This is a genomic window from Peribacillus sp. NPDC096379 (assembly GCF_044762875.1).
GTDB lineage: Bacteria > Bacillota > Bacilli > Bacillales > DSM-1321 > Peribacillus.
In genome coordinates this window covers 1209710-1235838 of record NZ_JBIWFD010000001.1, presented here as the reverse complement: position 1 = coordinate 1235838, position 26129 = coordinate 1209710, and the positions used below count along the sequence as shown (strand labels likewise).

The window sequence follows — 26129 nt, the reverse complement described above, 5'->3', positions numbered from 1 at the left end:
CAAGCTTTATATACAGCTCAAATGAAGCGTAAGTAACGCTTTAAACTGTTGTTCATAAAGTGTGAGTCAGACCCTTTTCGTATTTATTTATAATTTTTCCAATTTAGATCGCTTTCACCAAGCAGCTCTTCAAACGACTTGTTTTTCTCGCGTAATCTTCGTTCTTCTTTCTTTTTCGCTTCTTCCGCTGCTTTTTCCGCCGCTTGGGCTTCATTCAGCTCTTTTTGTTTGCTTTTAAGCTGCGCCATAATATCCCCGCTGATTAAATCGCCAAGCTTTAACGAATCGTCTTTCTCTCTTTTCGGATGTTGTTGCTTCGTTTGCTTTTTCTTCATAGTAAAAAAACCTCCACTAAATTCGTACCTATTAGTATATCACGATTGCTTCATGATTTGGATTCATTTGTCATCTGATTCTGCCAGCTATATAATGATAGTATTTCATGGAAATCGAGGGATGTAAAATGAAAAAGTGGTTTTTGGCGTTAGCCGGGGTGCTGATTTACATAATCGGAATCGGCATCTATTTTTCCAATCGAGTAATGTTTATGAAGAAAAAAGAAGATGAATTTATTAAAAAACGTGAAATTACAGCAAAGCGATTGAATCCACAGGATTTTGCGGCGCTGCCGAAAACGGAAAGCTGGGTTGTTTCGCCTTCAGGCTATCAATTGAAATGTTTATTTATTGAACCGCATGATACGAATAAATGGGTAATTATTTGTCATGGAGTGACGGAAAATAAGGTGAATTCGATTAAATATAGTTCGATTTTTCTTGAACGTGGCTTCAATACTGTGATTTATGACCACCGCCGCCACGGGGAATCTGGCGGTAAAACGAGCAGTTATGGTCATTATGAGAAATTCGATTTACAGGCGGTAATCTCTAAGTTAAAGAAACAAAGAGGAGATGACCTTCTGATTGGCATTCATGGTGAATCCATGGGTGCGGCAACTTTACTTTTATATGCTGGTATGATTGAAGATGGAGCTGACTTTTATATCGCCGATTGCCCGTTTTCTAATTTTGAAGAGCAATTACAGCATCAGATTACGAAGGAGATTCCTTTACCTATCTGGACTATCCTTCCAATTGGACGCGCCTTTATCAGGCTTCGCGACCATTATTGGACGAGTGCAATCTCCCCGATTGACTTTGTGCAAAATATTAAGAAACCGGTTCTGTTCATTCATAGTCAAAATGACTCGTTCATTCCAGCTTCGATGACCGTTGATTTATTCGAAAAGAAACAAGGGCCCAAGCAGCTATATTTAGCGGTTAATGGCGCACATGCTCAAAGCTACAATGAAAATCGCGAAGAGTATGAGCAGGCAATTGATGAATTTCTTCATAAATATGTATTAGCCAATAACGCAAAAGCCGCTTTGTAGGAATTCTCCTGCAAAACGGCTTTTTTTCATACTACTTTATTATGATAGCTTAATCGTGGATTCAGCATGCCATTTGGGCTTTTTAGCTGAAAACTATTCACTTCCGGTACAAAATCAATTTTCATTACTTCGTCGAGAAAAATGGCCTTTGTACGCTCTATATATACAGGCATATGATTCGTGTCAACCAGCTTGTCGTCTGCTTCGGTTTCACGCACCAGCCATAATGCCGTTACACCGCTCATCACACAGCCGCAGCCTTCTGTATCATACTTTAATTTCATATAGCCATCCTGTCCATTAAGTATTTCAGTCATTTTCTGTTTGGCCGTCTCTGTCCATTCAATTTTCATACTTTCCACTCCTTATCGAGACCTATTATACCGAATCTCTCCTATTGCGTTAATTATTTTGCTTATAAGCCGATCTACAAACAAATTGACCTGTAATGGATCGAAAGCACATATTTACTTATAGCTCAGTAGGGTTCTTTCCCTTTACAATTAAAAATACTACAATAGCGGGAAGGAATAACTGGGGATTTTTGCTCTAAAATCGATAATTCCCCTATTTATTTCAAGTTACTAAGCCCTAAGGTAAAAGAGAAAGGTGATTAAGTTGAATGTATTAGCAGTTATGATTGGTGGCTTTTTGGGTGCTGTATGTAGGTATGCTTTGGGAGTATGGATACCTACAAATCATGGATTTCCTTTGGGTACCTTACTAATAAATCTGTTTGGCTGCCTCTTCCTCGGTTGGTTTCTAACATTTATGGACCAAAAGAAAAGAATAAGACCCGAATTTACGTTAATTATTGGAACAGGTTTTATCGGTTCGTTTACAACCTTTTCAACCTTTTCAGTGGAGACTATTCATTTATTCCAAGAAGGTCTTATTTTTCTAGCACTACTCTATGTTTTAACAACCACAATACTAGGCTTACTATTAGCTTATTTAGGTCGTAAATTGGCATTAACATATAAAGAAAAAGGAGATGTAGTATGATTTGGTTAATAGGACTAGGCGGTTCATTAGGTGCTACTGCTAGATTTTTATTAGGCAGTTTTATTACGAATAAAGCTCAAAGAGTGCATCCATTCCCAATTGGTACTTGGATTATTAATATTACAGGCTCATTTTTTCTTGGAGTTATTGCCGGTCTTCATCAGACAAATCAAATCAGTGATTGGGTATGGGCTTTTTTGGGGGTTGGTTTCTGTGGTGCATATACAACCTTTTCTACCTTTGGATATGAAACCATAACTTTAATACAATCTAATAAAATAAAATTAGCAATTCTTTATGTAATAACTTCAGTCATAATAGGTGGTATTTCAGCATTGGCTGGTCTAGTTATTTAAAGAAAGAAATGTATCTATTAGGATTCACTAAACCAGCTGTATAGTGACAATAAAGTTATTTAATTTTAAAACCCCAACACGAATAACTCCGTTCTGATTTTAGGACGGGGTTAAAATAAAGTTGGTTAATTTTTAAATGTAAAATCTTCACTGCGCTTAATCATATAACAATAAAATCATATAAATCTAAGTGTTCTTCAAACTTATTCAAGAAAAGCACCATGTTCGCTCAACAAGTAGTCTCCGCACATGACCAGTCTCTTGCATGTTTCAAAGTAATATCGATAAACATTGATAAAGCTGGGGAAATCCACTTGTTTTTGTGATAAGCGACTTGGGAGAAAATCTGTTTAAAGCCACCAACGCAGGGAATTACTTTTAACCTTCCTTCCTTGATTTCATCATTTACTGTCATTAAAGGTAAATAAGCAATACCAAGCCCACTCATTACACAACGTTTCATCGCTTCTATACTCCAAAGCTCCATCGTGTGGGAAGGTACAATCCCCCGTTCTCCAAGGTATTCTTCAAACATCGTTCGATAACTGCATTCTTTCTCATTCGCAATCAAACACTCGCTTATCTTTTGATTTTCGTAGCTTTTATCTAAATTATTCAGTATACAGTCAGGACTTCCAACAAGGACAATCGGTTCGTCTAATAACGAATGGACGATTAAATCTGAATCCTGTAACTGTGGCAACATGACAAATGCAATATCTGCACTACCATTAAGTATTGCTCTCTTGTTATCTCCACAGGTGGCGTTACTTAAACTGATGCTTACATGAGGAAACTTCTTTCTATATTCTCTTAATATTGGTTCTAGGCGATATACCGTTAGTGATTCCGGAGCCGCAATCTTTAACTCCCCTCTTATATCCTCTCCATCACTGGTAATGCTTTCGATCTTTCCATAGGTATCTAAAATCTCTTGAGTATAGGGCAACAACTTCTTGCCAATATCAGTCAATCTTATCTTTCGGCCCATCCGATCAAACAGAGGTGCGCCTAAATGTTCTTCCAGCGCCTGAATATGAGAAGTCACCGTGGATTGAGTGTAACCTAAATGTTCTGCTGCTTGTGTGAAGCTACCCGTTTCAATGACCTTGTTAAACGTAATAAAATGGCGTATTTCCATCATTTCACCAACCTTTATTTTACTCTTACTTCTATAGTATCAAAAAAATCAATGGATAACTTCATAAACTTCAATTTTACTAATAATCAGTTACAAGTTAATGTTAAGAAAAATAGAAATCAGGAGGATAAATATTGGATACCCTTAGAATCGAAATTGTTGAAGTGTCAAATGAGAAGGTAGTCGCCCGATACCCGTTCATGATGCAACCAGACAACACTTTGGACAGCTTCATGGAGGAGCTTCAGTAGTGAAACTGTGGCAAGTGTAGGAAGTTGGAATCTCTTGGATATGGGGAATGAATATGCAATTGGATTGGAGATTAGCGCCAATCACATTCGTGGAGAGAGTAAAGGAACTGTAAAAGCTACTGGTTTTCCCATCCACAAAACAACCATGGTTTGGGAAATTCAAATTACAGATGAGAAGAATAAGCCTATCTGTTTTTCTAGATCTACAACGGCTGTCAAAAAAAAGATAGAGAAAAATAATTCATAAATAGTTCAACTAGTAATACAACAGCTTTAAACCAATATTTTAAGTTGACCCGTACTCTGTTAAACATTGTTGTTGATTTCAGTAGGTAAAGTAGATAAATTCAATATTTCCATTACAAAAATATAAATAGTATATCTTTTTATAAACACAATTGGGGGAGTTAATAAATGATTACGGTTTACGATGATAAGTATAAAGAAGATGTCATTAAATTAATATTGCATGTACAGAATGCGGAGTATGAATTGGGTATTCGTGTCGAAGAACAACCAGATATTCTAGACATTCAATCGAATTATGTAAATGACGGTGGCAATTTTTGGATAGCGTTAAATAATAACGAAAAGGTTGTAGGTTCTATTGGTTTGCAGAAGAAAACCAATGAGGTTGCAGTATTAAAGAAATTTTTCGTTTATAAAGATTATCGTGGTAAAGAGGTTGGGATAGGAACAGGTCTTTACGAAACATTACTTGTTTTTGCGAAGAAACAAGGGTTTACTAAGGTGATTTTGGATACTCCATCTAAAGCTACTAGGTCACATGGTTTCTATAAAAAAGTTGGATTTAAGGAGATTGTCAAAGAGGATTTGCCGATTAAATATGACTACCCTGATAGAGATTCACTTATTTTTAAATTAGACCTATCTAAGAAAAAATATTGAACTTTTGAGAATATGTAGTTAGAAACGATTAAACAGCCACCATGCATCTAAAAAGTCAGGAAAATATTTTAAGTAACTCCATGGAAATTAGAATGCATCTTACACCAAGAATGTAGAACATGATGAGAAATATCCATAGAATGAGGGTTGAGTTTTGAAACGTATACACTATAGCTGGTTTATTCTTACCGTAACATTTTTCTCCATTATTGTAGCCGGAATTGTCATGTCATCATCAGGGGTTTTCATAAATCCTTTCGAAAATGAATTTGGCTGGGATCGATCTGTTATTGCACTAGCTTTTGCCATTAGTATGTTTTTATATGGTATATCAGGTCCGTTTATGGCAGCATTACTTGATGTGATTGGCTTAAAGAAAATGATGATAGTTTCTATGGCAACTTTACTGACGGGTATCATACTAATCATCATTATGAATCAATCATGGCAGCTGATCATCATTTGGGGCTTTATTATTGGGCTAGGATCAAGTCTTTTTTTAACGGTATTAAGTCCATATGTAGCGAATCATTGGTTTGAGAAAAGAAGAGGTCTTGCAGTAGGAATATTAACGGCAAGTACAGCGACAGGCCAGTTAATTTTACTTCCTGTCTTAGCAGCTATTATAGAGAATTATTCGTGGCGCCCAGCGATTGGTTTAATGATGATCCTTAGTTTCATTATGCTTATCATAATCTTTTTATTTATGAAAAACACACCAAAGGATGTTGGTATTCTTCCATATGGACTTGAAGAGAAAATACAAGAGAGCGATGAAGGACAAAAGGAAAATCCTATTGTTATTGCCTTCAATGGTTTATTCGAAGCTGTGAAAGTGAAGGGATTTTGGTTATTAGCTGGTAGTTTCTTTATTTGTGGGCTTTCAACGAGTGGTTTAATTGGTACACATTTTGTTTCTTACTGTATTAGTTTTGGAATACCTTTAGTTACAGCAGCTTCGATTCTTTCGTTTATGGGAATCTTTAATCTAGTAGGAACAACTCTATCCGGTTGGCTGTCAGATCGATTCGATAATCGATGGCTATTATTTTGGTACTACGGTTTAAGAGGGGTTTCTCTTGTATTCCTTCCCTGTGCATTAAATGAAGGTTCCATTACTATGCTAGTTATCTTTACTGTGTTTTATGGATTAGATTGGATTGCAACTGTTCCACCAACGATTAGTATCTCAAGACAAATCTTCGGCATCAATAAAAGTGGAATAGTTTATGGTTGGATTTATGCATTCCATCAGGCAGGTGCAGCAGCTGCTGCTTATGGAGGGGGTCTGATCTACAAATTTTTCAACACTTACACTTGGGCATTCTTCTTGGCAGGAGTTTTCTGTTTATTAGCAAGCTTATTTGTCATTATTATTAAAAAACAACATTCAAGTCAATTAACAAAAGAAGGATTAATGAATATATAGCAATGCATAGAAAGCTAAAACTGATGTATTTACTTTACTCTCACCTCACAGGATTGACAAAGTTTTTATAGATTCTGGCAAGCAGCCTGTATTCAAGAGAATCTATATTTTAATTACTAAAAGGTGCTGTTCTGGAGTCACTAAAGCCTAATTCCCAGATGCTAGAAGTCAGAAATCAGGCATTTATATTTGGATTTCCTTAATGTTGTATATCTGCATTTTCCTAACGCTATCTTAATTATCTTTTTCCTTCTTTTACTAACCTGCGTCATTAATTTAAGTTCATTTCTTCACATTCTATTATAATTGACTTGGAAAGAGCACTTATGATACATACAAATACTTCCTTATTGTAAATGTAACGATTTTATTTGTAATTAAATAACTTTATCGTCGCCTAACATTTCTGTTATAAATCATTTTTCATATTTGACAGTGTTCAGGGGAAATTAAGTAAAGATGGTGTTAGCAAGGAGGGAAAGGTTAGTGAAAAAACTATGTTATACAATCCTATCTGTATGGATTGGACTAATAGCCGCAAACTCATACGTCAGTGCTGAGGAGCTAACGGGATCCAGACAGACTCAGCCTGTTGTAAAAATAGGGAAACCTGCACCGAATTTTGAATTGACGACGTTATCAGGAGAGCAAATAAAGCTTTCGGATTATCGAGGCAAAGTCGTAATTTTAAACTTGTGGGCGACATGGTGTCCGCCTTGCAAAGCAGAGATGCCGGAAATGCAAAGTTTTTATGAAAAAAGTCGTAATTCCGATATTACTCTGTTGTCAGTAAATTTAACAGCTCAAGAAAAAAATGAAAAAGCGGTCGCTGATTTCGTTGCAAACTATCAATTAACATTCCCGATTTTGTTAGACAAAACAGACACTGTTGGAAAGCTGTACAAAACCATTTCCATCCCAACAAGCTACATTATCGATCGCGAGGGCATCATTAGAGAAAAAGTCATTGGGCCGATGGATGAAGAGAAAATGGCTATTTTGGCACACGGGGCGAGCTGAAAAATCTGAAAGCAGTACAAAGAATTTTTTCCATTGTTTCGCTGTGGATAAAGACTACTCGCTGATTTTGCCATATCTTTTGTTCCGACTTCGAAGCAGAATGCCTTCTGTATCCTATGTGGAAGAAAAAAACACCTACCTTCACAGGTCATTCATTAGACCACTGAAGGCGGGTGTTGCACACGAACGACAAAACGATTTTGCCATGTAATTTTCGATTCTGGATCGAAAATTGCTCATTCCCGCGCGCAAATCTTGATTCCAACTCGTAATCTTAATCAACTGTACTGGGCTTCCCTACTTTTCCTGATGAGAAGGTCGGATTTGAATGCGTTTTTTCCTATTACCCTGATTTTTACTTTGACTTTACATAGCTTTCGAAATAAAAGAGGGAATTCAATCGTTCAATTTATAGATAACAGTTATTCACTCGCCATCTTAATAGTCGTCCGGTACAACAGTTCCGTTCCTAACCATATGTCCTCTATGGTGGAAAACTCTTTCGGATTATGGCTAATACCATCCTTGCAGCGCACGAAGATCATTCCATATTCACAAACGTATGACATCGCGAGAGAATCATGAAATGGTCCGCTCATTAAATCAATTGGATTTAAACCGATTTGCTCACTTTCTTCTCTCATGACATTCATAATTCTTTCGGAACAATAGCGTGGCTCACTATTGGTATCTTCTGTGATTTTACAAATTAATTGATGCTCCTCTGTGATTTCCGTAATTCTTGTTCTTAATTGCTTTTCAATTCTATGTCGTCGGTCGATATCAATATCTCTTAAATCGACTGTAAAACTCACCTTCTCTGGGATGATGTTCCGTGAGTCTGGAAAAATATTCATACTTCCTACAGTACCAACTGTAGGAGCCGAACAATCTGCGCTGGTTAGTTCATTTAGCGCTACAATGATCTTCGCTGCTCCAACAAGGGCATCCTTTCGCATCGGCATTGGCACTGAGCCGGCATGACCAGCAAAGCCCTCTAATTCTACCGTTAACCATAATGGTCCCGAAATACCCGTAACAATTCCAACAGGTGTATCCTTCGCTTCCAGAACAGGTCCTTGTTCAATATGCATCTCAAGAAACGCTGCAATCTTTCCTTCTGGATATTCCGACTCCTTTAATTTAGTAGGATCACATCCGAAATGAATTAATGCCTCTTTTCTTGTGATTCCATTTTTGTCAGTCCGTTCTAATTCACCGTCTTCTAGTTTCCCGAGTATCCCTCTGACCCCAAATAACCCCTTATTAAAACGACAGCCTTCTTCATCCGAAAACGCTACGACTTCAATGGGCATACTTGGTACGATGCTTTGCTCTTGCATCGTTTGAACGACTTCAAGTGCACCGAGTACCCCGATGACACCATCAAATCTTCCGCCATATGGCTGTGAATCGATATGTGAACCTAGCATCAAAATCGGGGCTTCCGGACTTTCTCCTTCTAGTCGGGCAATTAGATTTCCGAAATGATCGATTCTTGTCGTTAGTCCAGCATCTTCCATCCATTGTCTCACTGTCCAAACGGCCCGTCTATCCTCGTCTGACAGTGTAAGCCGACAAACTCCTGTCTCGGCAATTTTCCCAATTTGCGAGAGATCATTTATTTTTTGCTCTAATCGTTTTTTGTTTATCGTTAAAGTTTGCATAACGTTATACATCCCACCCCTATCACACATTAACATTCTAAATCGCTTGCAATTCTTCTATTAGCGTTTTAATCATAAATTCTAAATCTTCTTCTGCAATATTTAATGGTGGAGCTAGAGTTATCACATTGTTATATCCTGCAACCGTGGCTCCATTTTTTCCGATAATCAGACCTTTTTGTTTACAGCCTGCAATGACTTTATTGACTAACCCGGCTTCCAACGGTTCTTTCGTTGCCTTATCTTTGACAAGTTCAATCCCCACTAACAAACCTTTGCCTCTTACATCACCGACAAATGGATGCTCTTCTGTAAGAGTCGATAAGCAATGTAGTAAATATTCTCCTAATTTTTTGGATCGATCAAATAATTTTTCATCATCCATAATTTCAAGGTTCTTTATAGCAAGAGCACAGGCAGCCGGATTCCCACCAAATGTATTAATATGGCGGAAATAATCATATTCTTCTGAGCCTTTAAATGCCTCATAGATTTCTTTTTTCACGGCAGTTACCGATAAAGGGAGGTAGGCACTTGTAATCCCTTTGGCCATTGTAATAATATCCGGTTTAACTCCGTAATTCATGAAGCCAAAAGGTTTTCCTGTACGGCCAAAGCCGCAGATTACTTCATCTACAATGAGTAGAGCTCCGTGCTTTTCACAGACTTCTTTGACTCCTGCCATATAGCCGTCAGGTGGAACTAAAATGCCACCTCCTGTAATAATCGGTTCCATGATGACACCAGCGATCGTTTCGCTTAACTCCCATGTCATCACTCGATCAATATCTTTCACGGACTCCAATTCTGTAGGGGGACAGTCAGTATGATCATTAGAGCGATATAAATCTGGTGGTGCCACATGGATGAAACCAGGGGCCAATGGTTCATATTTATATTTCCGCTGTGCTTGACCCGTTGCCGCTAAAGAGCCCATTGAATTCCCATGATAGGCTCGATACCTGGAAATAAATTTGTAACGGGCATGATCGCCTTTTTGTTGATGGTACTGTCTCGCTAGCTTAAATGCCGTTTCATTTGCTTCTGAGCCACTATTGGAAAAGAATATGACATATTCGCCGCCTAGCATTTCGTTTAACTTTTCTGCTAGTTTAATGGCGGGAGTATGACTTTGTGTAAGTGGAAAATAAGCCATTTCTTTTAACTGTTCATAAGCAGCGTCAGCCAATTCTGTTCTTCCGTAGCCAACATTTACACACCATAAACCAGACATGGCATCTAAATAGCGCTTGCCCGTGTGATCGGTTACCCAAGATCCTTCCGCCTTTTCAATAACCATTGTAGAGCCAGGGCTATATGGCTTCATCGAATGCCAAACATACTCTTGATCTAACGCATGGATATCGCCGCTTTGCTTAATCTTCGCCATTTCATTCCACCTCTCACATTTAATCGTCATATCTCGACGTAATCATCCTTTTATGAGCATAAAAATTCACACATCTTTTTCATTCATATCCAGGTGTCCATAAAAGGAAACCTTCCACTCAGATAATGGGGAATGATCCCATTGGTCTATACATGTTGATTATATGTTTTCTGTTTGTTGTTTGATCAAAATAACGGAAAAATACTTACGTGCTTCAGGGGTTATAATGTGTAACGTTTTATTATTACTTTCGCCGTCATGATTTTTCCTTTTTTCAAATTCTACAAAAGCGCCACTCAAGTTTTCCGTAATATGTTTGATTTTAAACCCCTTTTGTAGGAGGTTATCGATTCGATCTCGCTCTTGTAAGAACTGTTGGTACTCGGACATTTTCTTTCTCTCCTTTTTTAAAAATATATTCAAAAAAAGGCGGACAAAGACCACAAATGATTATAATTGTGATTCAACACTTTCAGGAACAACGGCCGTTTCTTCCCCTATATCAATGACCCAATCACGGCCAACTGTAATACCCAAATATTTTTCATCACTTGGATCCGTAATTTCTGCTTGTCGATATTTCTTAAACCACCAATATTTTGCTAAAAAGTAATAAATCACTGCACCAACCACAAAACCGACTAGAAAGGAATAAGCCGGTAGCCAATAGGCAGCAACACCACCAATAACCCAAGCAATCATTCCCGCCACATTAAATCCATTCATATATTTAAATTGGCCATGATCTTCATAAAGTTCATGCACATTCACTCGTCTCTTACGAAGTACATAATAGTCCGTAAATAAAATACCGACAATCGCAGACAAGATTCCCCCAATAATAAGGAGAGCTGGGATGATAACATCAAATAAACTCCATGGTTGTACGATGATCCCAATGATACCCGCTATAATAACTCCTGCCCAAAACGGTACTTTTGGCCCTCCTACATTGGAGAAAATCGTAGCAGCTGGAACTACATTGGCAGACGTATTTGTAGACCATTGCGCAAACACAATCATCAATAAAAGAATTCCTAAAACAAAGCCACTTGCAGCTTGTTGGAGTGCAGCAACAGGATCAAAATTAGATACTGCAATATATGAAACGGCACCGATAATGATCATAAATGTGTTGACAATCGGCATGACAATAATACTTCCTACAATTTGCGATTTATTTCGTTTAAACCAATTCCGTTCGTTTTTTGGAGCTTTAAAAAATCTGGATAAAGAAGGCATATCAGCTGCCAACGTTGCCCAAAAGCCCATATTACTCATAACAACAACCATAAAAGCTGTTAGAGCAGCTCCCCCTGCAACAGGACTTTCAACCCATGACCAAATTTCTCTTCCTTGTTCCATTGCTTGGTCAGAAAGGGATGTGTACATCCATGCGGAAATAAGAATAATGATTGGTGCCGCTAAATCGGCAAAGCGCTCAATTGCCTTAATACCCAGTGCGGTATTGACTAATTGAACAGCTGCAAACAATAAGAAGCACACAAACCAATTATCAAATTTAAAGAGAATGTTTAAGATTCCATTCATGGCCGTTGCTCCGAAAAACGTATTGAGGCCGAACCAACAAGCAGCCGTTACGCCACGTACTAAAGAAGGGATATGCGTACCGATAGTTCCAAATGGCGCCCTCATATAAACAGGAAAGGAAAGGCCATGTTCAATGCCGATATCACCAATAATGGTCATGAACATCCCAATTGCAACAGACCCAATAAGCGTTGCAACAATCACCCATCCTAGCGGTAAACTTTGAACGCCTGCACCACCTATTGCAAATGCGGCTAAGACCACCGCCATCCCTACCCAAATCACCGCAAAACCTTTCGTTCCTATCTTTCTATCATCATGTGAAATCGGCAGTAAATCTGGAGACTTGAGATAATTCCCACTCTTTTTCATTGAGGCACCACTTCTCTCTGTTGTTTTTTGTAATATTCCAGCAATTATCACATAAGACACGTTAGCCATGCTGTGAGAAAAGAAAGGAGAGGCTACTAAACATTTGCTCCTCCAACTATAAAAATTGATCTTTATATAATGGAAATGGGAACGGGCCTTCACTAATATAAACATTATTATCGATGGAAAGTTAAACTAGGTTTGTTGTTTCTGATTGATCGTTTGTACCATATTTCTTTCGTTTCAAATACTGGCCAGCTCCTAATTGTCCGACAAATTTCTTATCTCGGATGACAAATTCTCCTCGAGATAATACGGAAATAGGCTCTCCTGTCACTTTCATTCCTTCAAACGCATTATAATCAACGGCCATATGGTGCGTTTCTTGAGAAATGGTTCTCTCTACTGTTGGATCAAAGATGACAATGTCCGCATCCACCCCAACAGCAATCGTGCCTTTTCTTGGATATAGGCCGAACAATTTAGCCGATCTTGTTGATACAAGGTCAACGAATTGATTGAGTGATATTCTGCCTTTTTTTACCCCTTCTGAGAAAAGGATGCTCACCCGATCCTCAATAATTGGCCCCCCGTTCGGGATTTTTGAAAAATCACCTTTGCCAAGATCTTTTTGTCCATTGAAGTCAAATGAACATTGATCCGATCCTACTGTTTGCAGTTGCCCCGTTTTTAAAGCATTCCACAACACGTCTTGATTCCATTTTTCGCGTAAAGGCGGAGACCAGACGAATTTTGCCCCTTCGAAATTCGGTTTTTCTAAGTAGGACTGATCCAACACTAAATACTGCGGACAAGTTTCACCCCAAATATCAATTCCATTATTTCTTGCTTCGGCAATTTTTCTAGCTGCATCCGCACAAGACACGTGGACAACATAAAGTTGCGAGCTGGCTAACCCGGTTAAGATTGCTGCTCTTCCGGTCGCTTCCCCCTCCACTTCAGAAGGTCTTGTTAAAGCATGATAGATCGGATCGGTATGGCCTTGTTCCAATGCTTTTTTCACTAAATAATCAATGACATCGCCATTTTCTGCATGTACCATGACGAGCGCTCCAAGTTCTTTTGCCGAAATAAGTGTACGGAAGAGTGTTTCATCATCGGCTTGCAGCACATTTTTATAAGCCATAAATACTTTAAATGATGTAATCCCCTCCTGTTCGATCACTTTAGGGAGTTCATGTAACACATCTTCATTCATTTCGACAATCTGCAGGTGAAAACCGTAATCAATCACCGCTTTATGATTTGATTTTGCATGCCAATTTTCGATCGCACTTTGTAATTTTTCACCTTTATTCGTTAAGCAAAAGTCAATGACCGTTGTCGTACCACCAAAGGCTGCAGCAATTGTACCGGTTTCAAAATCATCTTTTGTTACCGTCCCGCCAAACGGCATTTCTAAGTGAGTATGTGGATCAATGCCACCTGGGAACACATAACATCCTTTTGCATCAATGATCTCTGCATCATCAGATGAAAAATGCTTGCCAATTTGACTGATTACCCCATTCTCAATGAATAAATCTGCATGATACGTATCCGTCGCCGTGACAATCGTACCGTTTTTTATTACTTTTTTCATAGGTATCCTCCAATTTATAATAATTTGAATATCCAGTTTTATTTATTCGATTCACATGAAACTACACCCAGTGCTGCTTGGCGTTCATTCCAGGTCATTGGTGGCAGTCCACTTGGTATTTCAATCATGTCAATTGCACCATCCACTGGACATACGATTGCACATAAATTACAGCCAACACAGTCCTCTTCTCTAACTTTTAATAAGCTGTTTCCCGAGGGATCTTTCAACATGTCGATACATTGGTGTGACGTATCTTCACAAGCAATATGGCATTTATTACAATTAATACATATATCATTGTTAATTTGTGCAACGACTTTATAGTTCAGATCGAGATCGCCCCAATTTGAATATTTCTCTACAGACTTTCCTATCAAGTCCATTACTGAGGCAATTCCTCTTTCATCTAAGTAGTGATCCAATCCTTCAATCATGTCTTCTACGATTCTAAAACCATGGTGCATAGCTGCTGTACAAACTTGTACACTAGTTGCACCCATTAACAGAAATTCAACAGCATTTTTCCAGTTAGAGATTCCTCCTATTCCAGATATCGGGATATTAATTCGAGGATTTCTCGCACACTCGCCAACCATATGAAGGGCAATCGGTTTGACAGCAGGTCCACAATAACCACCATGTGCTCCTATTCCGCCAACATGTGGGATGGTATTCCAAGAATCAATATCAACCCCTGCTAAACTGTTAATCGTATTGATCATGCTAATCGCATCAGCGCCACCTTTTACGGCGGCTTCGGCCGTAACCGTAATATCTGTTATATTCGGTGTCAGCTTAACGATTACAGGGGTTTTTGCGGCTTCCTTCGCCCAATACGTTTGTTTTTCCACTAATTCTGGTACCTGACCTGAAGCAGAGCCCATCCCTCTTTCAGCCATGCCATGAGGACAGCCAAAGTTCAGCTCTAACCCGTCTACTCCCACGTCTTCTACCTTTTTGACAATTTCATGCCATTTTTCTTGGCTAGGTTCAACCATCAGTGATGCGATGATGGTGTGATTGGGAAACCGCTTTTTTGTTTCATATATTTCCTTTAGGTTTACTTCCAGCGGTCGATCGGTGATTAATTCGATATTGTTAAATCCTGCTACTCTTTGGCCATTGAAGCTAACCGCTGCAAAACGCGATGTAACATTTAATATCGGATCACCCAATGTCTTCCATACGGCTCCTCCCCAACCAGCTTCAAATGCACGTTGGACTTGATATCCTGAATTGGTTGGAGGAGCAGAGGCTAACCAAAATGGATTGGGGGATTCAATACCTGCTAGATTAATACGTAAATCAGCCATGATTTTACCTCCTTATTAGTAAGATGTGTTTTGGATTATGATGTTTCTGTAACAGAATGAAACAATGATTTATGAATGGCATGGGCTGTTTCTTTTCCTTGCTGCGCAGCTGATACAACCATTGCTTCGCCCTGCCCTTTTCCAAAAATCACATCGCCACATGCAAACACCTTCTCATTAGATGTCTGAAAGGTGTTGTGATCAATTTTGATAACTCCGCCATTATGCTCTAACGCAAATTCCTCAATTAGGTCTACATATCTTGATTGTCCAATTGCTTTGATAACCGCATCGACTTCAAGTGTGAATTCAGAACCTTCAATTGGAACTGGACGGCGGCGACCATCTTCTCCAGGCTCACCTAATTCCATCTTGATACATTCGATTTCCTTTACATGCCCCTGCCCGTCGCCAATGATCCGTTTTGGAGCAGTAAGCCATCTAAATTCAACACCATCTTGTTTCGCAAATTCATATTCAAACTCGTAAGCTGTCATTTCTTCGATTGTCCGTCTGTATAAAACTTTTACATTTGCAGCACCAAGACGAACGGAACAAGTGGCTCCATCAATCGCTGTATTGCCTGCTCCGATCACAGCGACTCGTTTTTTGAGAAACTGGTTGGAAATAGGTTTTGTTTTCGTTTCTTTTACAAATTCAATCGCATCATACACACCAGCTAAATCTTCCCCGCTAACCCCTATATCTGGAACACTAGACATGCCAATTGCTAGAACAACAATGTCATAGTTTTCAAGGATTGCTTCTACTGATATATCTTTACCTACTCGCGTATTTGTACGAATTCTCACCTGTAAGCTTTCTACTTGCTTTACTTCCCAATAAGAGATTTCTTTAGGGAGCCTGAATGAAACAATGCCATACGTGTTTAATCCACCCGCTTTTTCTTCTGCTTCAAAAATAGTAACGTCATAGCCTAATCGTCCAAGTTCCCGGGCACTAGCCAAGCCAGCTGGACCTCCACCAATAATGGCGACTGTTTTACCGTTCTTCTTACCTGGTTGGAACAAAATCTGCTCATTTTGTATCGCCCAGTCTGTTGCATAGCGCTGTAAGTTGCCAATCATGATTGGTTTTGTGGAATGGTTTAGTACACAAGCACCTTCACATAATTCTTCAGTCGGACATACACGAGCACAGCTTGCCCCAATCGGGTTCGCCGTCATAATCGTTTTGGCCGACCCTAACACATTCCCTGATGCAATTTTTTTAATGAATGTCGGGATATCAATTCCTGTTGGGCAAGCAGTAATGCACGGAGCATCGTAACAATAGAGACAACGATTCGATTCTTCCATTGCTTCCTGTTTCGTTAACCCAGGATGAACTTCTTGAAAATTCCTACTTAAATTTTCAACTGAAATTCTTACTTGATTTACGTTACTCACAATAACAACCTCCCTTTAGAGAAGATCCTTACTACCTACTTTTTCACCCTTATAATAGAAAGGGTTTTACTACCCATATGATGTAAAGCTCCCATTTGAAAATTCATTTATTATGGTAATAACTCGGACATTTCTTGATACGTTTCCGGTCTTCGATCTCGGTAAAATTGCCATGTATCACGAACTTCTCGTATCATTTGTTTATTCATTTCTCCAATTATTACTTCATCACAGTCGCGACTTCCCATTGCGACAAAGTTCCCTCTTGGATCAACAAGATAAGATTGTCCGTAAAATTCCCCCATATTCCATGGCCCTTCTGTTCCTACTCTATTAATGGCACCAAGATAATAGCCATTCGCTACAGCATGTGCAGGTTGTTCAAGCTTCCATAAATATTCGGAAAGTCCAGCTACTGTCGCAGATGGATTTAACACAACTTCAGCTCCTTTTAATCCTAGTATTCTCGCACCTTCTGGAAAATGACGGTCATAGCAAATATAAACTCCTACTTTTGCAAACGCAGTGTCAAACACCGGATAGCCCAAGTTCCCTGGTTTAAAATAGAACTTTTCCCAGAACCCATAGCCTTCGTTTCCAACTCCTACATGCGGGATATGTTGTTTTCGATATTTCCCTAAATAAGCTCCATCTGCATCTATGACGGCTGCGGTATTATAGTATGTTGCAATCCCTTCCCTCTCATAGATTGGTAAAACAATAACTACATGTAATTCTGCTGCTAAATCCTGAAAAAGTTTTGTCGTTGGACCGTTCGGAATTTCTTCCGCTGCATCATACCATTTCGTATTTTGCTCTGAACAAAAATAGGGACCATAAAAAATCTCTTGTAAACAGATGATTTGTGCACCCTTTTCTTTTGCTTCCCTGACAAGCTTTATATGCTTTTCAATTGCTTGCTGCTTGTGAACCTCTACAGGTTGGTTTCCATCCATATCATTCGAAGCTTGAATAAGACCAATTTTCACGTTATCTGCCATAAGTAACCCCTCCTCAAATATGTTATGCATGTACACTATAAATATATGAATGATTTTTCCACACCCTAAGAAAACGCTTTCAAAAAAGATAGCTAAATTAGCAGATCACGATCTATCTAAATGTGTTGGCATTATGCATTTTGTTCAATCAGGTAATCTGTTAGTCATTCATTATGTAACATACAAGAGCATGGAAAGAAATATCCCCATATATACCACTGAAAGAAACTTTCCCCCGGTTTAACAGGCTGTAATACCCCACTGATGGAAGTATGACTTTTTTCATAAAATACTTAATCATACATCTCAATTCCTGCATGAGCGATATTAGGATACTAGTGGGGATCTTTTGTCATATGTCCCAAGCTACATTCACTTAACACGCCTTGATTTCATCGACATTTTTAAAGGACTGACCCTGTGGGGGAAAATTTTCTTTCGTTTTATACATATAAGACTAGATCATGGTTGTACAGAAATACATAAATTGTAATAAATTGAAACTTCAATCAGTGCTTGAAGGGGAGATCTAACGCATGAAGTAAATGAAAAGAAGAAGCATACGAAAGGGAAGAGTGCTAGATGGATTTTTTAACGATCTATATTCGGAATGACGCATTGATTTTGATTCCCGTCTTGTATTTTATTGGACTATTTTTGCGTCAAACACCATTTATTCCAGCATGGAGCTATGCTTGGATTCAGGTTAGTTTTGCCATAATGTCTTGTCTGCTTTATTATGGATTTGCGATCACGTCTGTTGTACAAGGAATTCTTGTAACAGGTGCAGCGGTGGTATTTCGGGATTTAATCCATAATACACTCTACGGAATTAATGAAAAGAAATCCGGGAAACAATGGGACCCATATAAAGGAGGATTTGTACCTAAAAATGAAGTGAATAAAAAAGATAAGACCAGTGAATAGTCAAACTGGTCTTATCTTCTTTCAACCATTACTTTTTAAAAAAAGCATTTTTCCCAAGCGTTTCTACCGTATTAGGAAAAAGTGTATGAATCTTACTAATCGCATTCATGAAGCGCGGTAAATTGATCTCGCGTTTTTTCGTAAGCATCGCTGACACGATTTTATCCGCCACGTATTCTGGCTGTAGGATAAATTTTTCGATATTCTTCACATATGTTCCGCTTTCATCGGCAATGTCAAAGAAGTTTGTTGCAATCGGTCCTGGATTAACGGTTGTCACATGAATTCCATCACGCATTACTTCCAGACGCAACGCATTGGAATAACCAATCACTGCAAATTTAGTTGAAGAATATAGAGTAGACTTTGGCGTTGCAATCTTTCCTGCCATGGAAGCAACATTGATGATATGACCGGATTTCCGCCTTTTCATCGCAGAAACGACCATTTTCGTACAAGCCATCAAGCCGATTACATTTACTCGGAACATGGCTTGAATTTCGTCAGTATCTGTTTCATCGACTTCTTTAAAAGTGCCATACCCTGCATTATTCACGAGAACATCGATTTCTCCAACGTGTGCATAAATCTCTGTAAATACTTCAACAATCTTTTTCATATCTGAAACGTCTAAGGTATACGAATATGCCACATCTCCATACTGGCTGTTTAGCTCATTCCTTAGCTTCTCTAATTTATCCGTATTTCGTGCAAGCAGAACGACACGTGCTCCCTGCTCTGCCGCCTTCCTCGCAACTTCTTTGCCAATCCCACCTGAAGCACCTGTAATGACTACGCATTTATTAAGTAATCTACTCATTGTCTACTCCTCGATTCACTTATTTACTAAATATATAGATGTCCCGAATTGATTTTCCTTTTTAATTTCTCCTAAAGCCTCTAAATAGTCAAGTTGACCGACTGTTTCAGAAATCGTTAAGCCAAGCTCTCTGCGATATACTCTCGGAAAAAGCTGTTTACAAATCTCAAACCCCGTTTGCGGCTTAGCTTCGATCATTCGTTTGACTTGCATAGCACGCCCATGCTGTCGAGCTAAATTATGGTTGATCAACGCATGCGTATCGGAAATATCCCTACCATGTCCTGAATAGGTGAGTGAAATGGGGAGCTCGAGCCACTTCCTAAGAGAGTTATTGTATTGATTTAATGGCTCCGGACGGCTTTCATTAGGTGAAATCGGTGGTTCCAAGATAGGATTTGGTGAGATTTTGTCCAGCAGATGATCCCCGCCAATCATCACCCCATCACTTTCCCGGTAAAGCGAAATGTGACTTTGGGCATGCCCAGGTGTTTCAATAACGCGAAAGCCAGAAAGACCAGGGATTTCATCTCCTTCTTGCAAAAATGATTGCACCGTACGCTTACTAATATACCTTCCCGAACCGCCATAATTGTTCATCGAAGTGATCATCTCTTCGGATACACCTAGTTCCTTTCCAATATTCAAGTAAAAAAAGTCAAGTGTCTCTTTGAATTCTTCTGTCAATTCAAGCCATCTTTGATTGCAAGCATGTCCAAACACTGTTGCCTGTTCAGGAAAAAAATCAATGCCACCAGCATGATCAGGGTGATGATGAGTGAGCACGATTTGATCAAAATCACTTATCAAGTGCCCTAAATCACGAAGTCTTTTTTCTAAAACTTCTTTTCCCTCACGAGTTCTCGGTCCTGTATCTACAAGTGTAAGCGCATCCCCTTTTATTACATAAACATTTACATCGCCAACAGAATAAGGAGTCGGAATCGATAGTTTTTCAATTTTCTCATCTAATCTTGTCATATGGATTCCACCTTTACTATTAAAAATAAAAAATTATATGTAAAATTTCAATGCGAATCGTTTTTTAATTAAGATATCGTCTATATTTTACATCTCGTCTATATAATTGTCATTATTTTCACATAATAATTCATAAAATTATCGTCATGTCTATTGACAATAGATTGAGACTTCCATCATAATTTATAAAGTGAAACTTCAATCAGTGGGGTTGTCTTCATCCCCACTGATTGTTAGTCCCGTTTTACTGTCGCTAAGATCGCAGCAAACGCTTCGATCAATCGACAGTACGAACTAAGGATCAACGAACTCAGACGTTCCCGCATCCTGTGGGCCTCAACTAAACCTCTGCTCACGCATCGGTAAGTTTCGCTGTATCTCACCAATCAGGCTTTTACGAGCAGTTTACCCTCACCTACGCTTCTTCGATTCTTCTAAGCATTGAGGTGGAGGTATTACTACCCGTTAATACGGGATAATTAGTACTGGGACTGTAACCTAGTAAAGGAATACAGAACAGCTAAATTCCATGCACATCCCAATATGTAAATAGTAGGCGATGAATAAGACCAGTACATAAAATATGGTGCAAGAGAGTGAGGCTCATCAGGCTGCAAGGCTTCACCACCCGCTGTTTATCGAACCTCCCTTATGAGCCATCAGGTAAACCTGACGTCCGTCCGGCGATAACGGACTGTGAGCTGCATCTTTCAAAAAGAAAGATGAACGAAGGTGGTACCACGGAAGTTATGTCTTTCGTCCTTTATTGGATGAAAGGCTTTTTTATTTATTCAAAAAAAGGAGCGAATGAAATGAACAAAATCACATGTATCGGCATCGGTTCAATGGCAGAAGCGATTATATCAGGCATGATTGCAAGAGGCGGAGTCAATCCTACACAAATTAAAGTAGCAAATAAATCAAATCAAGAACGGTTAGCTTATGTAAAACAACAATATGGGGTACATGGTCACACATCTCTTGAAGCTGCTCTAACTGATGCAGATGTAGTACTTCTTGCAGTGAAGCCTAAAGACGTACTTGCTGCGTTAACAGCCGCCCGCCCCTATTTAACTGAAAATATGCTGCTCATTTCCGTAGCCGCAGGTGTTAATCTAGCAAGCCTTGAAGAAATTATTGAAACGAAAATGGCGATTGTCCGGGCCATGCCAAACACCTCGGCTGCTGTCGGCTTATCGGCTACTGCTCTTTCCGCTAATTCACTAGCAGGAAACGCACAGCTTCAAATAGCCATTGAACTATTCAAATCCATTGGCACTGTGTCCGTTGTCGAGGAAAACAAATTAGACGCGGTAACTGGTCTTTCAGGCAGTGGCCCTGCCTATATTTACTACGTAGTGGAAGCAATGGAGAAATCTGCCCAAGAAATCGGCCTTGATCCTGTCACAGCCAAACAGTTGATTATCCAAACCATTCAAGGAGCAGCAGAAATGCTGAATCAATCACCCAAAACACCAACAACGCTCCGTAAAGAAGTAACCTCACCTGGAGGTACGACAGAAGCCGGACTTAAAGTATTAGAAAACTTTCATGTCCAGAATGCTTTTATCGCTTGTATTGAAGAAGCAACCGAACAAGCAAAACGGATGGGTGATGAAATCTCTAAAGAAATAAAAAAGGAGATTTCCAGTTTTAATTTCTAACGGATAATCAAATTTTTGGCAGAATCAAAATGAAGTTGATATACTAGCGATAACTTAATCCAAGGAGTTGAACAAAATGAGTGCTAAACTATTTTCACCTTATACAATTAAGAATACTACCTTAAAAAACAGAATTGTGATGTCGCCAATGTGCATGTATTCCTGTCCTGATGAAGATGGAATTGTGCAAAACTGGCATAAGACCCACTATACAAGCCGTGCAGTCGGAGGTGTAGGCTTAATTATCGTTGAAGCTACAGCCGTGACAGAACAAGGAAGAATCTCTCCGAATGATCTTGGTATTTGGAGTGATGAGCATGTATCAGGACTATCGAAACTTGTTTCACTCATAAAAGAACAAGGAGCGAAAACCGGGATACAAATCGCTCATGCCGGTCGTAAAGCTGAACTTAAAGAAGAAATTATCGCGCCTTCAGCCATTGCGTTTAATGATCGTTATCAAACTCCAAAAGAAATGACCAAAGAAAATATTCAAGAAACGGTTGTTGCTTTTCAAAAAGGAGCAGAACGCGCCAAGAAAGCAGGCTTTGAAGTGATTGAGCTTCACGGCGCCCACGGCTATTTGCTCAATCAATTTCTATCACCGATCAGTAACAAACGAACGGACGAATACGGCGGCTCTGCCGAAAATCGTTATCGGATTGTAAAAGAAACAATTACTGCTGTAAAAGAAGTTTGGGATGGACCATTATTCATCCGAATCTCAGCCAATGACTATTTAGAAGGCGGCATGACTCCCGAGCAGTATATCGAAATTGTAAAATGGATGAAGGAAGATGGCGTCGATTTAATCGACGTAAGCTCTGGCGCAGTAGCACCTGCCCGCATTCATATATTTCCAGGCTACCAGGTTTCTTTCAGTGAAACCATTAAACACAGTGCAGAGATTGCGACAGGCGCAGTCGGCTTAATCACTTCTAGCATTCATGCAGAGGAAATCCTGCAAAATGACCGCGCAGACTTAATTTTTCTTGCACGTGAGCTGCTCAGAAACCCATACTGGCCACGAACAGCCGCACAAGAATTGAACGCTGAAATCACACCACCCGCACAGTATGAGAGAGGCTGGTAAAACAGCAACACAAGCGTCTTGTTCTTAACAACAGGCTAGAATAAGCCAAGCAAGAAATATGAGAGGTCGTTTCCTTTACATATTTCTTGCTTGTTTATGATTTCCTAGATTTAATCTACTTTATCTAAAAACAAGAATTCATTGTTAGGGGATGCTCCCTGGTTCTTGCCATCAAGTAATTTTACAACCATTGCAAAAATAAGAGCCTAAAAAAACTTGGTATGATCAACCAAGTTTTTACCGGTATTTATAAACATAAATCTTTTCTGCAAAAAAACTTACAACCAAACCTATTATTAAAGGAACGAATGAGCCAGTTGAAATGATGAAGCCATTTGCGTTATCTATATACTCGAGATGAAACATTAACCAAGGGATGGAAAACAAATGACCAATTAAGAAAAGTACAACTGTCGTTAATACAAGCGATAAGAAGGTAACAATAAAACTCTTTAATTTCATCTATGCACCTCCTAAAACTATTTAAACAGCATTCTATTTTGTTGTTAATATTATACATTCAATTATTTGTTTAGCCACAATCTTTTAGAAAAAAAGCCTTTAAAATAGACTTACTCTTAAAGGCGGCCCCGTTTCCAACCTCACTTTCGTTTCTTTCAAATGGGGAAAATCCCCTTTTTAGTTTCTAGATACTTGAGCTTTCATGATACAACCTTTAGACGTTTTCTAAAGCAACAGCGATTCCTTGTCCACCACCAATACAAAGGCTTGCGATTCCAAAACGTTCACCCCGTCGTTTGAGCTCGTACGCTAGTGATAATAGGATTCGCGTTCCACTAGCACCGACTGGATGACCTAGTGCAATCGCACCACCATGGACATTCGTTTTATCACGGTCAAGCCCTAGCTCCTTCTCAACTGATAAATATTGCGCAGCAAATGCTTCATTTATTTCGACTACATCCATGTCAGCAATCGTCAATCCAACCTTATCCAATGCTTGACGGATTGCTGGAGCGGGGCCAATTCCCATAATTGAAGGGTCTACACCAGCCACTCCCCATGACACAATTCGTGCGAGTGGTTGTACACCTCTTTCGTCCACAGCTCTTTTACTTGCAACAATAACAGAAGCTGCACCGTCATTAATCCCACTCGCATTTCCTGGTGTCACGGTTCCATCTGTTTTAAATGAAGGTTTTAATGACGCCAATTTCTCTGCTGTTACATCCCCTTTTATATGTTCATCCACGGAAATAGACTTGGTGCCTTTCCGGTGTGGAACTTCAACAGAAACAATTTCTTTCGCAAAAACACCAGTGTCTCTCGCTTTGGCTGCACGTTGTTGACTTAACAAAGCGAACGAATCTTGTTCTTCTCGGGAAATCGAGTAGATGGATGCCAATTTTTCCGCTGTCATGCCCATTCCGCTGCCTGCATACTCATCCGTTAATGTACTTTGCAACATATCGTCAAAAACAAGCGTCCCATATTTCGAGCCACCAAAACGCGCGTTGAAATTCGCAAAAGGTGACATTGACATATTCTCCGCACCACCAGCAAGCACGATTTGAGCCTCACCTAATAAAATATGCTGTGCAGCAGATACAATCGCCTGTGCACCTGAACCACATAAACGATTCACAGCGTATGCGGGAACCTCATAAGGCACATCCGCCTTTAAGCCGATATGTCTCGCCAAATAGGATGCATTCGTATAGGAATGAATAACATTCCCATAAATAACATGATCTACATCTGTTGGCGGTATGTTTGCTCTTCTTAAAGCTTCCCGTGCTGTCGCTGCCCCTAAATCAGCTGCCGAAACTTGAGCAAAGGATCCTCCAAAACTCGTAAATGCCGTTCGAGCCCCTTCTATTACATACACATCACTCATGCCTCTACCTCCTCCTTAACCAGGTATCAGAATATTCAATATATAGTAGAATTATAACCGTTTAGTTTTTTAAGTCTAGATTTTTCTGAACAACCTCTATAATTCAAAGTGTTTTTATTTCTCAAAATTTCCTCTTCTCACACTTTATATAGATTTCCTCATTCATAGGAGAGTTGAATTCTTCAAAGTAAAATCGACATCTGCCAAAAAATAAGGGGCAAATCCACTTTCTTTGCCGAATCTAAACTTGTTTTGTCAGAGAGAAAGGAAATCAAGGAAAGAGGAAGAATTGTATAGTCATTAGGAGGGATTTTTAATGAAAAATTCAGGGTCAGTAGCTAATGAATTAGGAATTTCTCAAAGTACGGTACAGCGTTGGGTCACAGCATGCAATATGGAGATTGAGCGTAATTCACATGGTCACTACTTATTTACGGACGAAAACATACAGCAATTGAAACAAATCCAGCAGCAATTAAACGCTGGATTTGTTCTCCAGCAAGTTGAACTGGGGGAGAAAAAGAGTAGAAAAGGAGCAGTCAAGCCAACTGTTCAATCTCCTGAAAATCAGATTGTCATAGAAAAACTTCTGACAACCGTTCAGGAGTTAGAAAGACGACTCGATGATAAAGCCGATAGCGTAGCATCTTACCAACTCCTTCAACATCGTAGAGAAATTGAAGATCTAAACAAACAGATTGAAAGCATGGCTAAACGGATTGAAGTGCTTGAGACTGGAAAAAACAATGAAAAAGGGATGTCTTTATCTAGTAATCCACTTGTCTTTGACGGAAAAAAAGCACCCAAAAAGCAAAAACGGCGGCATATTTTCCAACTTTTATTTGGCTAATCAAGCTCCCAGCAGAATCTCGTGCTCTCGAGACAAAGTCATAAAAACAAAAAATACAGTGCAATTCGTGAAATTGCACTGTTTATTTATGGATCGCATCATAGATCACGACTAAATTATTTT

General features: G+C 39.2%; 26 protein-coding genes. 11 read left to right on the top strand and 15 right to left on the bottom strand.

What is annotated here, in order from left to right; translation table 11 throughout:
* Window positions 1-83: 83 nt before the first annotated feature.
* On the bottom strand, window positions 84-335 hold the full coding sequence (locus tag ACIQZI_RS05795; protein ID WP_062178426.1) for a YqkE family protein: 252 nt from the start codon (window positions 333-335) through the stop codon (window positions 84-86).
* A gap of 128 nt (window positions 336-463) precedes the next feature.
* Here ACIQZI_RS05795 and ACIQZI_RS05790 point away from each other — a divergent pair, with 128 nt between their 5' ends.
* Window positions 464-1393 carry an alpha/beta hydrolase gene (locus ACIQZI_RS05790; RefSeq protein WP_403070442.1) on the top strand — a complete coding sequence of 310 codons (930 nt, stop codon included), beginning with the start codon at window positions 464-466 and terminating at the stop codon, window positions 1391-1393.
* A gap of 26 nt (window positions 1394-1419) precedes the next feature.
* Here the strand turns inward: ACIQZI_RS05790 and ACIQZI_RS05785 are convergent, their stop codons facing one another.
* Window positions 1420-1746 carry an iron-sulfur cluster biosynthesis family protein gene (locus ACIQZI_RS05785; RefSeq protein WP_062178421.1) on the bottom strand — a complete coding sequence of 109 codons (327 nt, stop codon included), beginning with the start codon at window positions 1744-1746 and terminating at the stop codon, window positions 1420-1422.
* Window positions 1747-2011: 265 nt separating this feature from the next.
* Between ACIQZI_RS05785 and crcB (ACIQZI_RS05780) the strand changes: the two genes are divergently transcribed.
* Window positions 2012-2398: a fluoride efflux transporter CrcB gene (crcB, locus tag ACIQZI_RS05780; RefSeq protein WP_403070437.1), complete on the top strand. Its 387-nt coding sequence runs from the start codon at window positions 2012-2014 to the stop codon at window positions 2396-2398.
* Window positions 2395-2754, top strand: coding sequence for a fluoride efflux transporter CrcB (gene crcB, locus ACIQZI_RS05775; RefSeq protein WP_403070434.1), 360 nt, complete (start codon window positions 2395-2397; stop codon window positions 2752-2754). The genes crcB (ACIQZI_RS05780) and crcB (ACIQZI_RS05775) overlap by 4 nt, the downstream gene beginning before the upstream one ends.
* Before the next feature lie 229 nt (window positions 2755-2983).
* On the opposite strand, the gene ACIQZI_RS05770 is transcribed toward crcB (ACIQZI_RS05775), so the two are convergent.
* Window positions 2984-3898, bottom strand: coding sequence for a LysR family transcriptional regulator (locus tag ACIQZI_RS05770; RefSeq protein WP_403070431.1), 915 nt, complete (start codon window positions 3896-3898; stop codon window positions 2984-2986).
* A 288-nt stretch (window positions 3899-4186) separates the two neighbouring features.
* Here ACIQZI_RS05770 and ACIQZI_RS05765 point away from each other — a divergent pair, with 288 nt between their 5' ends.
* From ACIQZI_RS05765 to ACIQZI_RS05750, 4 genes are all read left to right on the top strand, one after another.
* Window positions 4187-4393 (top strand): hotdog fold thioesterase, encoded by a 207-nt coding sequence (locus ACIQZI_RS05765; protein ID WP_403072071.1) that lies wholly within the window; start codon window positions 4187-4189, stop codon window positions 4391-4393.
* Between the two features lie 167 nt (window positions 4394-4560).
* Window positions 4561-5055, top strand: a complete 495-nt coding sequence (locus ACIQZI_RS05760) for a GNAT family N-acetyltransferase (RefSeq protein ID WP_403070428.1) — start codon at window positions 4561-4563, stop codon at window positions 5053-5055.
* A gap of 154 nt (window positions 5056-5209) precedes the next feature.
* Window positions 5210-6484 (top strand): MFS transporter, encoded by a 1275-nt coding sequence (locus tag ACIQZI_RS05755; RefSeq protein WP_403070425.1) that lies wholly within the window; start codon window positions 5210-5212, stop codon window positions 6482-6484.
* 486 nt (window positions 6485-6970) lie between these two features.
* Entirely contained in the window at window positions 6971-7504 is a 534-nt protein-coding gene (locus ACIQZI_RS05750) for a TlpA disulfide reductase family protein (RefSeq protein WP_062178405.1), read from the top strand.
* A 422-nt stretch (window positions 7505-7926) separates the two neighbouring features.
* Here the strand turns inward: ACIQZI_RS05750 and ACIQZI_RS05745 are convergent, their stop codons facing one another.
* The 8 genes from ACIQZI_RS05745 to ACIQZI_RS05710 all read right to left on the bottom strand — a co-directional run bounded on the left by ACIQZI_RS05745 (window position 7927) and on the right by ACIQZI_RS05710 (window position 17813).
* Window positions 7927-9171 (bottom strand): M20 family metallo-hydrolase, encoded by a 1245-nt coding sequence (locus ACIQZI_RS05745; protein WP_403070421.1) that lies wholly within the window; start codon window positions 9169-9171, stop codon window positions 7927-7929.
* Window positions 9172-9208: 37 nt separating this feature from the next.
* Window positions 9209-10561, bottom strand: a complete 1353-nt coding sequence (locus ACIQZI_RS05740; protein WP_403070418.1) for an aspartate aminotransferase family protein — start codon at window positions 10559-10561, stop codon at window positions 9209-9211.
* 159 nt (window positions 10562-10720) lie between these two features.
* Window positions 10721-10951, bottom strand: coding sequence for a hypothetical protein (locus tag ACIQZI_RS05735; protein ID WP_403070415.1), 231 nt, complete (start codon window positions 10949-10951; stop codon window positions 10721-10723).
* A 60-nt stretch (window positions 10952-11011) separates the two neighbouring features.
* Window positions 11012-12484 carry an NCS1 family transporter gene (locus tag ACIQZI_RS05730; protein WP_403072068.1) on the bottom strand — a complete coding sequence of 491 codons (1473 nt, stop codon included), beginning with the start codon at window positions 12482-12484 and terminating at the stop codon, window positions 11012-11014.
* A 190-nt stretch (window positions 12485-12674) separates the two neighbouring features.
* Complete coding sequence (hydA, locus tag ACIQZI_RS05725; protein ID WP_403070412.1) at window positions 12675-14087, bottom strand: dihydropyrimidinase; 1413 nt, start codon at window positions 14085-14087, stop codon at window positions 12675-12677.
* A gap of 38 nt (window positions 14088-14125) precedes the next feature.
* Window positions 14126-15403 carry an NAD-dependent dihydropyrimidine dehydrogenase subunit PreA gene (gene preA / locus ACIQZI_RS05720; RefSeq protein WP_403070409.1) on the bottom strand — a complete coding sequence of 426 codons (1278 nt, stop codon included), beginning with the start codon at window positions 15401-15403 and terminating at the stop codon, window positions 14126-14128.
* A gap of 35 nt (window positions 15404-15438) precedes the next feature.
* A complete protein-coding gene (locus tag ACIQZI_RS05715; protein WP_403070406.1) occupies window positions 15439-16812 on the bottom strand; it encodes an NAD(P)-dependent oxidoreductase in 1374 nt (457 codons plus the stop codon).
* Window positions 16813-16922: 110 nt separating this feature from the next.
* The gene (locus tag ACIQZI_RS05710) at window positions 16923-17813 is read right to left on the bottom strand and encodes a nitrilase-related carbon-nitrogen hydrolase (protein ID WP_403070403.1); all 891 of its coding nucleotides are present in this window, start codon (window positions 17811-17813) and stop codon (window positions 16923-16925) included.
* 582 nt (window positions 17814-18395) lie between these two features.
* On the opposite strand from ACIQZI_RS05710, the gene ACIQZI_RS05705 reads away from it, so the two are divergent.
* Window positions 18396-18740 (top strand): phage holin family protein, encoded by a 345-nt coding sequence (locus ACIQZI_RS05705; RefSeq protein ID WP_403070400.1) that lies wholly within the window; start codon window positions 18396-18398, stop codon window positions 18738-18740.
* Between the two features lie 28 nt (window positions 18741-18768).
* Here ACIQZI_RS05705 and ACIQZI_RS05700 read toward each other — a convergent pair whose 3' ends face one another.
* Entirely contained in the window at window positions 18769-19560 is a 792-nt protein-coding gene (locus ACIQZI_RS05700; protein WP_403070397.1) for an SDR family NAD(P)-dependent oxidoreductase, read from the bottom strand.
* 15 nt (window positions 19561-19575) lie between these two features.
* Window positions 19576-20541 carry an MBL fold metallo-hydrolase gene (locus tag ACIQZI_RS05695; RefSeq protein ID WP_403070394.1) on the bottom strand — a complete coding sequence of 322 codons (966 nt, stop codon included), beginning with the start codon at window positions 20539-20541 and terminating at the stop codon, window positions 19576-19578.
* A gap of 812 nt (window positions 20542-21353) precedes the next feature.
* Between ACIQZI_RS05695 and proC the strand changes: the two genes are divergently transcribed.
* On the top strand, window positions 21354-22205 hold the full coding sequence (proC, locus tag ACIQZI_RS05690) for a pyrroline-5-carboxylate reductase (protein ID WP_403070391.1): 852 nt from the start codon (window positions 21354-21356) through the stop codon (window positions 22203-22205).
* Window positions 22206-22281: 76 nt separating this feature from the next.
* Window positions 22282-23298, top strand: a complete 1017-nt coding sequence (gene namA, locus ACIQZI_RS05685) for an NADPH dehydrogenase NamA (protein WP_403070388.1) — start codon at window positions 22282-22284, stop codon at window positions 23296-23298.
* A 237-nt stretch (window positions 23299-23535) separates the two neighbouring features.
* Here the strand turns inward: namA and ACIQZI_RS05680 are convergent, their stop codons facing one another.
* Complete coding sequence (locus ACIQZI_RS05680) at window positions 23536-23760, bottom strand: hypothetical protein (RefSeq protein WP_403070385.1); 225 nt, start codon at window positions 23758-23760, stop codon at window positions 23536-23538.
* A gap of 214 nt (window positions 23761-23974) precedes the next feature.
* Complete coding sequence (locus ACIQZI_RS05675; protein ID WP_403070382.1) at window positions 23975-25156, bottom strand: acetyl-CoA C-acetyltransferase; 1182 nt, start codon at window positions 25154-25156, stop codon at window positions 23975-23977.
* 316 nt (window positions 25157-25472) lie between these two features.
* Here ACIQZI_RS05675 and ACIQZI_RS05670 point away from each other — a divergent pair, with 316 nt between their 5' ends.
* The gene (locus ACIQZI_RS05670; RefSeq protein WP_062178355.1) at window positions 25473-26006 is read left to right on the top strand and encodes a MerR family transcriptional regulator; all 534 of its coding nucleotides are present in this window, start codon (window positions 25473-25475) and stop codon (window positions 26004-26006) included.
* Window positions 26007-26129: the final 123 nt, after the last annotated feature.

What these genes read in the sequence shown, in the direction of transcription:
- ACIQZI_RS05795 (WP_062178426.1), bottom strand. Translation starts at nt 335, where the DNA reads ATGAAGAAAAAGCAAACGAAGCAACAACATCCGAAAAGAGAGAAAGAC.
- ACIQZI_RS05790 (WP_403070442.1), top strand. Translation starts at nt 464, where the DNA reads ATGAAAAAGTGGTTTTTGGCGTTAGCCGGGGTGCTGATTTACATAATC.
- ACIQZI_RS05785 (WP_062178421.1), bottom strand. Translation starts at nt 1,746, where the DNA reads ATGAAAATTGAATGGACAGAGACGGCCAAACAGAAAATGACTGAAATA.
- crcB (WP_403070434.1), top strand. Translation starts at nt 2,395, where the DNA reads ATGATTTGGTTAATAGGACTAGGCGGTTCATTAGGTGCTACTGCTAGA.
- ACIQZI_RS05770 (WP_403070431.1), bottom strand. Translation starts at nt 3,898, where the DNA reads ATGATGGAAATACGCCATTTTATTACGTTTAACAAGGTCATTGAAACG.
- ACIQZI_RS05765 (WP_403072071.1), top strand. Translation starts at nt 4,187, where the DNA reads ATGGGGAATGAATATGCAATTGGATTGGAGATTAGCGCCAATCACATT.
- ACIQZI_RS05760 (WP_403070428.1), top strand. Translation starts at nt 4,561, where the DNA reads ATGATTACGGTTTACGATGATAAGTATAAAGAAGATGTCATTAAATTA.
- ACIQZI_RS05745 (WP_403070421.1), bottom strand. Translation starts at nt 9,171, where the DNA reads ATGCAAACTTTAACGATAAACAAAAAACGATTAGAGCAAAAAATAAAT.
- ACIQZI_RS05740 (WP_403070418.1), bottom strand. Translation starts at nt 10,561, where the DNA reads ATGGCGAAGATTAAGCAAAGCGGCGATATCCATGCGTTAGATCAAGAG.
- ACIQZI_RS05735 (WP_403070415.1), bottom strand. Translation starts at nt 10,951, where the DNA reads ATGTCCGAGTACCAACAGTTCTTACAAGAGCGAGATCGAATCGATAAC.
- ACIQZI_RS05730 (WP_403072068.1), bottom strand. Translation starts at nt 12,484, where the DNA reads ATGAAAAAGAGTGGGAATTATCTCAAGTCTCCAGATTTACTGCCGATT.
- hydA (WP_403070412.1), bottom strand. Translation starts at nt 14,087, where the DNA reads ATGAAAAAAGTAATAAAAAACGGTACGATTGTCACGGCGACGGATACG.
- preA (WP_403070409.1), bottom strand. Translation starts at nt 15,403, where the DNA reads ATGGCTGATTTACGTATTAATCTAGCAGGTATTGAATCCCCCAATCCA.
- ACIQZI_RS05710 (WP_403070403.1), bottom strand. Translation starts at nt 17,813, where the DNA reads ATGGCAGATAACGTGAAAATTGGTCTTATTCAAGCTTCGAATGATATG.
- ACIQZI_RS05705 (WP_403070400.1), top strand. Translation starts at nt 18,396, where the DNA reads ATGGATTTTTTAACGATCTATATTCGGAATGACGCATTGATTTTGATT.
- ACIQZI_RS05700 (WP_403070397.1), bottom strand. Translation starts at nt 19,560, where the DNA reads ATGAGTAGATTACTTAATAAATGCGTAGTCATTACAGGTGCTTCAGGT.
- ACIQZI_RS05695 (WP_403070394.1), bottom strand. Translation starts at nt 20,541, where the DNA reads ATGACAAGATTAGATGAGAAAATTGAAAAACTATCGATTCCGACTCCT.
- proC (WP_403070391.1), top strand. Translation starts at nt 21,354, where the DNA reads ATGAACAAAATCACATGTATCGGCATCGGTTCAATGGCAGAAGCGATT.
- namA (WP_403070388.1), top strand. Translation starts at nt 22,282, where the DNA reads ATGAGTGCTAAACTATTTTCACCTTATACAATTAAGAATACTACCTTA.
- ACIQZI_RS05680 (WP_403070385.1), bottom strand. Translation starts at nt 23,760, where the DNA reads ATGAAATTAAAGAGTTTTATTGTTACCTTCTTATCGCTTGTATTAACG.
- ACIQZI_RS05675 (WP_403070382.1), bottom strand. Translation starts at nt 25,156, where the DNA reads ATGAGTGATGTGTATGTAATAGAAGGGGCTCGAACGGCATTTACGAGT.
- ACIQZI_RS05670 (WP_062178355.1), top strand. Translation starts at nt 25,473, where the DNA reads ATGAAAAATTCAGGGTCAGTAGCTAATGAATTAGGAATTTCTCAAAGT.